Source organism: Pseudomonas sp. DWP2-2 (assembly GCF_049897065.1).
GTDB lineage: Bacteria > Pseudomonadota > Gammaproteobacteria > Pseudomonadales > Pseudomonadaceae > Aquipseudomonas > Aquipseudomonas paracarnis.
Genome location: NZ_JAFCVN010000021.1, coordinates 39,043 through 47,555 on the forward strand (window position 1 = coordinate 39,043; position 8,513 = coordinate 47,555).

Here is an 8,513-nt window from a genome sequence, read left to right on the forward strand (position 1 = left end):
GTTAGGCCGCTTCGGATTGATCAGGGGTCGCTTTTGCAGAGGTGCGAGTGGGCATCTTCGCCAGCCATTCGCGAAGTGCTTCGGAGCCCTCACAGCCCGATCGCCACTTCTCAAACCGGCCGGTGTACCCATTCGAATTGGCGACCATACCGCTCAGTGCGACACCAGCATTGGAGGCGGTGGTCAGCACGTCATCGTAGATCGCTAGCATCTGCTTGAGCCCTTCAATGTCCTCGGCGCGGGACGCTGCAATACCTGCACGCGAAAGGCTGTCAGCCGCCTCTGGCGATAGCCCGGAAAGCATTGGGTTTGCTCTGAGCACCGCCTCTACAACGTCGGGATGACTACCTGCACGCGCCTCAGCGACCAGTCGCTGGCGCTCTTCCGGCTTAAGGCTCCGCACGATGGCTCGTAGCTCCTGATCAGCCAGGAAGCCAACAACGTCCGAGCTTGCGCGAGGCGTGACCGGAGCAAAGCCGTTGACCACTGTTTGGGCCAGCGTCAGCATATCCTTTGCCGCCTTTTCCATAGCCGGCATCAAGGCAGGAATGATCCCGTCGATCTGCTCCTTGCCCTTGCGCTCGATGGCCGCGGCGTTGAGGTCTTTGTTTCCACGAATCGAGAGAATTTCTTCTCCAAGGTCCTTGAAAGTCTCCAGCGCCAAGCCCTGCAAATGGCGAACCGACTTCAGCAAGCCACCGGCCTGCCAGGTGCCTTTGGTGCCATCGGGTCGCTGAATATTGAATGTTCTTGCCTCTACCTTGGAGTGCTCGTATTCGGAGTAATGGAGGTTGGCCAAGCCAACTTTGAGGACGGATCGTTTGCCGATTTTCATTGGGTTACCTTTTGATTGTCTGGCCGTGATTCGGCCGTTTTTTGGTCTGAGGCTTCGCTCAGGATCTCGAATAGGGACACGCTCTCTTGGGTGCCGCCGCCGGCTCCTGCGGCGTGCAACTCGTCCATAAGGGCGCTTATCTCTCGCACGTCGCGATTGAACTGAGTGAGCCCGGACTGCTGACGCAGCTTTGCCATCTGGTTACGAATGTTCATGGCGGGCCTCGATGATCAGTTGGTACTGTTCTGCGACGTGCTCTTTGATGTTTTGCCCATCAGCCAGCGGCGGGAAAATCCAGGCACCAGAACTTGGGAATGGCCGCATATCCATCACACCTACCGGAGCGGGACGGCGGAGGCTTTCAATTGCGCGCACGTGGAGAATGAACGCCTCTGCAAGATTGGCCGCGTCATAGCTGTTCATGGTGCACAGTGGGAAGTGCATGACAGTCTGTACGCCGAGGACGGGATAGTTGAAGGAGTGGCCCACTGTCTTGGGGTAGTCCATCTCCTCCTCAACCGCGTCAACCCTGCAGTCCACCACCGTCAACATTACGAGCACTGTTTCTTCGTCTTCGGCGCCGATCTTTTCTGCAATTCGCTTGAGCTCGGCGCGCATCCACTTAATGCTCATTGCCGCATTCCCTCCATCTGTTCGCGGAGTTCTTCGACGGCCTTCTGTAGCTCGGCAACTTCGATGACCCGGGCAACAGCGCCTAGCCCTTCGATCAATGCCTTGCCCTGGTCGGGCGGTAGTTCGCCGGCGGCAACTGCGCGAAGGATTGATTTGGCTGCGCTGGGCAGGTCTGTGTCGTCCAGGTCGAAGCACACGGTCTCGGCAGTTGGCTTGATTGGCGGTACCAAGCGTTCGAGGATCAGACGGCACGCCTGCATATCGCCCTTCTTGGCCGCTGTCAGAACCTTCTTTGTTACGGCGTCTGCACCTTCGGCGAGTCGGGCGCGCAGCTCCTGCGTTTGGCCAGAACGGCCACCTGGATTACCTGACTGCCCCGGCTTCCATTTGCCGGCTTTATCGCGATCAGTCATGCGGTGGGCGATTCCATAGCGATGACCGGTTTGTTTTCAGCGAGCGCTATCAGCAGGGCGGATGCTTGAACGCTTCCGTCGGCTGCGGCTTCGCGAAGGCGGCCCCAGGCGGCAGCAACTTCGGAGCGAGTTGGTTTGTGCTGGCGTCCTCGGGCGGGCTTAGTTGTTTTCATAGATGCGGCCTCGAATGGGGTTTTGAGTGGCTCAAAAACTCACATTAGGCATGATCTGATCATTTATCCAGTGCTTTTTAGGTGCACCTCATGTGCTACACGGAACGGGATTGAACGGGACTGAAATAGTTGGTTTCGGCGGGATTGGAGAGGGGGATTTTGTTGCACTAAGTCGGCGGTAGGCAAAGTGATACAAAGCCGGGTTTTCGGCTCAGTCCGTCCTCAGATTGAGGATGGAGAGGGGAGGGCTGACCTACCGTTTCGGTATGTCAGGTTTCCGCGCCACGTTTTGCGAGATGTGAAAACGTGGCGCGGATTTGATGCGTCCAGATTTGGACGCATCTTCCACCAGTGGTGGATCACCGTGTCGCGTGCCTGTTCCGGCCTGCTGTCAGGCTTTGACACACGCCAGGTAACGGTAAGGTAACGTTAGAAGCGTTACCGGCCAGTCAGGCCGTACGGTCCGATTCGGCTCATATGGTCTGTCTCGCAATACTCGGGCTGAGTACCGATAACACCGGAACGACCCCAGATCTGCCAGATAGACCAAAACGTCTCAGTGAGACCAAACCATCCCACTTAGACCGAAACGTCTCACTCGGCACGGCAAGATTCTAAGGCTAGGCTGGCATTGTCCTTTCCAAATGTTTTGACAAGACAGCGATCTAACGACCGCGAGGAGCGCGCACATGATCAGCGTTTATATTGACGCAAATGTCTGGAATCTACTGTTCGACCATCAAATAGATCTAACCGCAGAGTTTCCAGCTAACCAGTACTGTCTTTGCATGACCCGGGAAGCGGAGTTTGAGATACCACCAATCCCCGAGGAGAAGGCTGAGCTGAAGACCTTCATCAACACAACGGTCCAGAGAGCCGTCAAGACGGTTCCGTTATTCGGTTTCTACGACGAGTCTGTGCCGGCGGATGAACAACGATATGGGGGGTTCGATCAGGGCTGCTTCGCAAGCGAGGCGGAGTTGGCGTTCATGGCGCAGCAGCGGAGTACGTTAGGTGCGCGCATGAAAGCTAAATCAAGGCTTTATCCTAATGAAGCAGATGTAGCATTGGCTTCCCGATCCTTCGAGTCGGTTGTTCTCACCTTGGACGCTAAGAAAGGACCGCTGAACACCGCTTATCAGCAGGGCGGTCAAGTTGTGTTCCTGGATCAGTTCCTCACCTCCGGCCTCTGCCTAAGAGCGTTCGTAGAGCGAGCGATAGCATCCAACTAGGAGTAAGGGCCGCTGGTCTTTAGATATCGAGCACTAGCAATGTGAGCAGATGTGCTCACATTTGAGTGAGGGTGTTGCTGTCACAGCACCGCCTGCTCTTGCCTGCTGTCAGGTACGGTCTTCAGTTAGGCAAGAAAGTAACGGGAAGAGAAAGGGAGCGTTAATGGGAAGGTGAGATAATTTTGGTTGACGAAATTTTTAGGTGTTTTAAGTTATTTGCAAGAGAGTTTTGCTTTGGAGAGAGGCCTCTCCAAAGCGGAGTGGATGCATTTTTAAGAGCTTGTCTCTGATTTAAAAAAAACAGCAGCTTTGGCTTCAACATCTAAATATGATATTGGGAGTAATGGAACTCGGGTTTTTGCTTTGCTTTTGTCCCAGTCGATAACTGTTCCATCCTTGTTTTTTCTTTTTAATTTGCTTCCAGAGCCAAGATTCATAGAGAAGAAATCAAGGAATCTTCTTGCGCCCACGCCCGTAAATGGCTCGAATATAACATTGAGTGAAGTCTTAGATGCCTCAAGTGTTGTATTCAATTCCACTGAATCTGAATGAAACTCGAGTGCTTTGCTTTTGGGGTATGGCTCTACATATATGACGCGTTTTACCCCAGCTGCGATAATGTGCTTGGCGCAATTGTGGCAAGGGAATGTTGTGCAATATAAATCGGACGCGGCGCTGCTTATGTCAGATCTGCTGCAAGAAAGAAGTGCCTCCATTTCCGCGTGAACCACCCTGCCGAACTCTGTAAGGTCTCTGATTCGGCTCTTCTCAAGAATAAATTGTATTTCTTTGTAAGAGTTATCTGATACTTCTTGGTCGTTTTTAAGGTGGCCTATTTCAGACAGGATCTCATTTATTATTTCTGTCTGTTCCGATTTGTTGGAATCTTCCCCTCGGGTGTAATCTTTGCCTTGAGGTGTATCGGATACGGTACCGCTATTTTCATCGGTCTCAGCCCAATAAAGTCCTCCGCCAAACTTAGGAGAGTCATTGGCGCCTGTTGCAATTATCTGGCGATCCTTGGTTATGACCGCTCCCACCTGTCGGGATAGATCGCCCGAACGAACCGAGCTAGAGAACGCCATAAACATAGCGAACTCATCAAATGTCGGATTTTTATAGGGGTGTGAAAGTATCAACTCTAGGAAGCGTTGGAGTGTATTTTTAACCTGGTCATCATTTTTTCCTAGGTTTATAAAAAAATCAGCTAGATGGTAAGTGTCTCTTGTTCTTTGCCCATGAGTGATGTTTTCATCTTCGTCAATTTTTGTGAGTTCAACCGCTTCTGATTGAGTCAAGCCTTTGTCGTTGATGAGGTAATGAAGCCGCCTTTTGGGGTCAGAGTGAATGCCGAATAGGTAGAATCCTTGGCCGTAGACTTTTCGTAGTAAGTCAACTTCTTCTGGGTGTTTTAAGGAGTTTATAATGTAAGCTCTTTTGGTGTTTCGCGGGTCTCGTTTCTCTCTTATGCTCTTGGCTGCCCCGTATGACAGGATTGCATTATTTTTTGTAGTTTCCCTAAGCTTGTCGCCAACACCCATTAAACCTTTTATACGGGAGTATTCAGATGTTCCAGACGTGTTTGTGCTGGGAGGTGTGAGTAAAGATGAGATCTTGATCTCTTCAACATGATAACCAAATTGCGAAATTCTATCCTTTAGGGGGCTTATTACACGGCTTGATTCTGTACCCACTGCACTAACAATACCTATTATTATTTCGGACTCCGTGAAAACTCCTTTTAGATGCTGAGATGCTACGTCATCCGAAGGGTCAGGTTTAGGTTCAATGATGGCTGCTGGAGGAGATTCAATGGCTGGAGGAAGATCTTTTTCTGGAGCTAACGCGGCAGTAACAAGGCGCTCTAGAATTTCCTTCTTGTCCAGCTTTCCTTGGAACTGAACAGTGCCAGTGCTTTCAAACCAGTTCATCACTCCGCCATCCAAACGAAGCACCTTTTTTCCTGGTTGTGTTTCGTCCCATTCACCACCCACATTTGTCAATTTGGCTTTAAGGTCATCAAAGCTTTCTGGAAATATTAATTTCATTTAGTTTCTGTTCCTTCAGGAGTAGGTGTTGGGGGAGTATTGATCACTGAAGCGTTGTAGTGAGAAAGCGCTCCACGTCATCAATCATGCCCCTCACATCCGCGGCCGTGAACTCCTCTGGCTTACCATGGGCGGCACTGTTGCGGATGGCAGCCAATGCGGTGATCCGCTTTTTCTGACTGGCGTTGTATGCGCCTATCTTAGCTAGGTCATCGTTCATTTTGTTTAGACTACCGTGCTCTAGCTCATGGGTAGAACACAGATCGCGCAGAGTCGTCTCAAGGACAACACCTGCGATTACCGCTGCAGCTGTTGCATACCCTGATTTGAGCAGTTCCTCGGCTTGCTCCAGTTCGCTGGAGAACACTTCTGCCTGCACCAGGTTGCGAACGCTGTTGAGGTAGCCACCTTCATAATCTTCTTTGGCAGCCAGGAAGACGGCCTTAACTCGCTGGAGCGTTTCGAAGTTGTTTGAGTATGCGCGCGGCTTCTCCGCTTCGATGAAAGTGGCCAAGTGAAGCGATTTTTCGCCACACGCATTGGATAAAAGCGACTTCGCTTTGACAGTCCAGTTAAGAATTAGGTCGGCCTTAATGTGCGGGTATGGGGCTCCACTCAAAGCGCCTTGCTCCATCCGCTTGGTTGCCTCGATGGCTTCGAGTTGCACCTCAAGTTCGCCGAACCGTTTTTCCAAAAGCCTCGTCATGTTCAATTCCCTTTCCGTCTTGGCGATTTTTCTGCATCGATACTCGCTTGCCTTCCTGTGTATTAGCAATAGCGTTGAATTTTCTAGCTGATGTTGATTGTAGGAACGGAACCCTTTTACGACCCTCTCGCAAAACTACCGGGATTTCGGTAGATGCCACGCAAACCCGTGTTATCTCTGCCGGGCAGATCCCCCAGATTTGGGGGCAGCAAATATTTTGCATTGCTCGCTTGTGTCAGCACTAACAGCGTGGCATTATCCTTTAGCGTCAGCACTAACAGGGGAGAGGGATGGAAGATTCGAACAGCGCGGCTGGCAAGAGGACCGGTGCGGATCGGCAGCGGGACTTCGCCGAACGGCAGAAGGCTGCAGGCTACAAACGGACAACGGTCTGGATTCACGAAGAGACGGCAAAGGAGGGGATTAGGGCAGCAAGAGCAGGAAAGCCACTGGAACCGATGGAGTCGAAAGACCCGCTGAGCTGGGCAGCAGGCTGGATCAGCGAGAAGGGCAAGCAGTAATTGGCTAAAACCTTAGCCGATCGAATCGATGGTCCAGATTTGGGCCATCTCAGAAGAGGTGCCAGGCCGCTGCGCTAACAGCCGCCTGGCGATCACACGACGCAACCTTGAGAGACACGTCATGCGACTTTACCAAAATATCAGTAACGCCCTGAAAGGCCAAGATAAGTCCGAACTTGAAGGGGAGGGCTCGGTAGGCACTGAGGTAGGCGACTCTAGCGCCTTACACCTGCCCCTCTTCGACGAGAAGCAACGAACCTTAGTGGTAGAGCTCATCCTGGCAGATCGTCGCCACGCTACCCGGTGGTGGACGCACCTGAACGAGATGCGGCGCCGCAAGGAGCTCCCTGAGTGGGTTGCGGCGGACATTGGCACTCACGATGAGCATGACCGTCTGCTTGAGAGTAGGAAGGCCGTCAATCAGGCCCTGTTCGGCTCGGATGACCTGGGCGGCGATCAGCCTTACCGCGCGTTGGTGTTGGAGTAGGGCTGATAAGCAACGAAACCTTCGTAGCATCAAGGGCACTACCCCGTCACAGGGTGGTGCCCTTTGCATTCTGCTTGTTTCGACTCTTCATGCAGCGTTATGTGATTGATTAGTCAGCTCGCGAATTGATTACTCGCTTTCGAGGAAAGGCAATCAACACACATCCTCCTGGCAAAATTCGGCGATTACCGGCTGGGCGAGTTTTGCGGTCGTCCTTGGAGCCGATCTGAGCAAACGCGTATTCCCATGATTTCATAGCAGACCTCTTGTCGAGCGCACAACGTGCGCAGCTGTGCTTACGTCTCATTGATTACCATTGATATCAACACTTACCGCTCCTTGATACCCATTGATTTCCATTGAGGTACCTTGAAAACCATTGATATCAACATCAAGGCCAAGCAAACGGTTCATTCCCTGAACAAACCGCTCCGTCAGACCCTGTTCTGTGGCGTACCAAACAGTGGTTTTGGCGGTTTTCGGTCTATAGACCAGTCGATAAACACCTATCAGTGATGGGTCATTTAAATCTCTGACTGCTACGCCTACCAACGGTAAGAATTTCTCGATCTTGCTTGCGAAGCCTGCCCCTCCATTAGCGTCAAAATATGGGAGGAGACCATAAGTGGCTTCTTTCGTTAGGTCGTTCAGAGGGTAAAGTAGCTCCGATTCATAATCGGATGATTCAACCATATAGGTCGCTTGCTCAATCAGCCCCATCTTTAAAAGAGGGTTCAAAACCGTCCATGCACCCTGATTTCCGTCTTCATCTTCTAGTCCATTGCAATCGGCGAAAATTCCCTTAGCTGTGGATGTGGTCTCGGCCGCTTTATACCCGTAGGCGACGAGCGTTCCGATTGGGCATATTTTCTCTCGTGAATAGTTTGTGCGTACCAACGTTCGGGGTAGTCCACCGTCAGCCGTCAGGTCCTGTATGCCATAAAGCTCGATGAATCGACGGAAGAGGAATAGCTCTCCTCTCTCTCTAAGCCGACGGAGGGGCGGTACCTCGCTGCCTGCGCCATCAATGAGCTCGTTAGGTAGCCAAAGGAAATCTGCTGTCTCTTTAGGCTTACAGAGCTTATAGCGGGGTTTCTTTCCTGCTTTTGTCACAACCACAAGGTTCGCGTCGATTAGTGCATCAATCGCTTCGGATGCTCGCCTCCATGCCATCCCCGTATAATTAAAGACCGCTTGGGCGCTCCAGGCAGTTGTGGAATGGTCTTTCAGGGTGCCTCGGGCAAGAACAAGGAATGCTACAGCCGGCCGAAGCCCTAATTCACAAGCCTTTGAGAACTCAGCAGACCCAACTGCAAAAAAATTACCCTGACTCATTCAGTTATTCTGTAAGCGTCCGAACTACACCGCCTTGCATCTCAGACCTTAATCCCCTTTAACCGCTGATTGACGCGCTCACACTCAAAAACTGCGAAATTGCACCCCACTTGACCACCCATTTGCGTTG

General features: G+C 51.8%; 10 protein-coding genes. 3 read left to right on the forward strand and 7 right to left on the reverse strand.

Going from position 1 to position 8,513, the window contains the following annotated elements:
• Window position 1: 1 nt before the first annotated feature.
• The 4 genes from ACP7CZ_RS26720 to ACP7CZ_RS26735 are packed head-to-tail and all read right to left on the reverse strand — an operon-like array spanning window position 2 to window position 1,881.
• Window positions 2-835 carry a hypothetical protein gene (locus ACP7CZ_RS26720; RefSeq protein ID WP_426175450.1) on the reverse strand — a complete coding sequence of 278 codons (834 nt, stop codon included), beginning with the start codon at window positions 833-835 and terminating at the stop codon, window positions 2-4.
• Complete coding sequence (locus ACP7CZ_RS26725; protein WP_426175452.1) at window positions 832-1,050, reverse strand: hypothetical protein; 219 nt, start codon at window positions 1,048-1,050, stop codon at window positions 832-834. Before ACP7CZ_RS26725 ends, ACP7CZ_RS26720 begins: the two co-directional genes overlap by 4 nt.
• Complete coding sequence (locus tag ACP7CZ_RS26730) at window positions 1,037-1,468, reverse strand: hypothetical protein (protein ID WP_426175454.1); 432 nt, start codon at window positions 1,466-1,468, stop codon at window positions 1,037-1,039. Before ACP7CZ_RS26730 ends, ACP7CZ_RS26725 begins: the two co-directional genes overlap by 14 nt.
• Entirely contained in the window at window positions 1,465-1,881 is a 417-nt protein-coding gene (locus ACP7CZ_RS26735) for a DUF5681 domain-containing protein (RefSeq protein WP_017529439.1), read from the reverse strand. The genes ACP7CZ_RS26730 and ACP7CZ_RS26735 overlap by 4 nt, the downstream gene beginning before the upstream one ends.
• Before the next feature lie 862 nt (window positions 1,882-2,743).
• Here ACP7CZ_RS26735 and ACP7CZ_RS26740 point away from each other — a divergent pair.
• Window positions 2,744-3,286: a hypothetical protein gene (locus ACP7CZ_RS26740; protein ID WP_426175456.1), complete on the forward strand. Its 543-nt coding sequence runs from the start codon at window positions 2,744-2,746 to the stop codon at window positions 3,284-3,286.
• Between the two features lie 272 nt (window positions 3,287-3,558).
• Here ACP7CZ_RS26740 and ACP7CZ_RS26745 read toward each other — a convergent pair whose 3' ends face one another.
• Together ACP7CZ_RS26745 and ACP7CZ_RS26750 are read right to left on the reverse strand one after the other, a co-directional pair.
• A complete protein-coding gene (locus tag ACP7CZ_RS26745) occupies window positions 3,559-5,334 on the reverse strand; it encodes an anti-phage dCTP deaminase (protein ID WP_283553854.1) in 1,776 nt (591 codons plus the stop codon).
• Between the two features lie 43 nt (window positions 5,335-5,377).
• Window positions 5,378-6,040, reverse strand: a complete 663-nt coding sequence (locus tag ACP7CZ_RS26750) for a DUF4145 domain-containing protein (RefSeq protein WP_426175458.1) — start codon at window positions 6,038-6,040, stop codon at window positions 5,378-5,380.
• Between the two features lie 290 nt (window positions 6,041-6,330).
• On the opposite strand from ACP7CZ_RS26750, the gene ACP7CZ_RS26755 reads away from it, so the two are divergent.
• Entirely contained in the window at window positions 6,331-6,561 is a 231-nt protein-coding gene (locus ACP7CZ_RS26755; RefSeq protein WP_283553852.1) for a hypothetical protein, read from the forward strand.
• A gap of 262 nt (window positions 6,562-6,823) precedes the next feature.
• Window positions 6,824-7,048 (forward strand): hypothetical protein, encoded by a 225-nt coding sequence (locus tag ACP7CZ_RS26760; protein ID WP_426175460.1) that lies wholly within the window; start codon window positions 6,824-6,826, stop codon window positions 7,046-7,048.
• A gap of 303 nt (window positions 7,049-7,351) precedes the next feature.
• On the opposite strand, the gene ACP7CZ_RS26765 is transcribed toward ACP7CZ_RS26760, so the two are convergent.
• Complete coding sequence (locus ACP7CZ_RS26765) at window positions 7,352-8,383, reverse strand: hypothetical protein (RefSeq protein ID WP_283553850.1); 1,032 nt, start codon at window positions 8,381-8,383, stop codon at window positions 7,352-7,354.
• Window positions 8,384-8,513 lie beyond the last annotated feature (130 nt).

What these genes read in the sequence shown, in the direction of transcription:
- ACP7CZ_RS26720 (WP_426175450.1), bottom strand. Translation starts at nt 835, where the DNA reads ATGAAAATCGGCAAACGATCCGTCCTCAAAGTTGGCTTGGCCAACCTC.
- ACP7CZ_RS26725 (WP_426175452.1), bottom strand. Translation starts at nt 1,050, where the DNA reads ATGAACATTCGTAACCAGATGGCAAAGCTGCGTCAGCAGTCCGGGCTC.
- ACP7CZ_RS26730 (WP_426175454.1), bottom strand. Translation starts at nt 1,468, where the DNA reads ATGAGCATTAAGTGGATGCGCGCCGAGCTCAAGCGAATTGCAGAAAAG.
- ACP7CZ_RS26735 (WP_017529439.1), bottom strand. Translation starts at nt 1,881, where the DNA reads ATGACTGATCGCGATAAAGCCGGCAAATGGAAGCCGGGGCAGTCAGGT.
- ACP7CZ_RS26740 (WP_426175456.1), top strand. Translation starts at nt 2,744, where the DNA reads ATGATCAGCGTTTATATTGACGCAAATGTCTGGAATCTACTGTTCGAC.
- ACP7CZ_RS26745 (WP_283553854.1), bottom strand. Translation starts at nt 5,334, where the DNA reads ATGAAATTAATATTTCCAGAAAGCTTTGATGACCTTAAAGCCAAATTG.
- ACP7CZ_RS26750 (WP_426175458.1), bottom strand. Translation starts at nt 6,040, where the DNA reads ATGACGAGGCTTTTGGAAAAACGGTTCGGCGAACTTGAGGTGCAACTC.
- ACP7CZ_RS26755 (WP_283553852.1), top strand. Translation starts at nt 6,331, where the DNA reads ATGGAAGATTCGAACAGCGCGGCTGGCAAGAGGACCGGTGCGGATCGG.
- ACP7CZ_RS26765 (WP_283553850.1), bottom strand. Translation starts at nt 8,383, where the DNA reads ATGAGTCAGGGTAATTTTTTTGCAGTTGGGTCTGCTGAGTTCTCAAAG.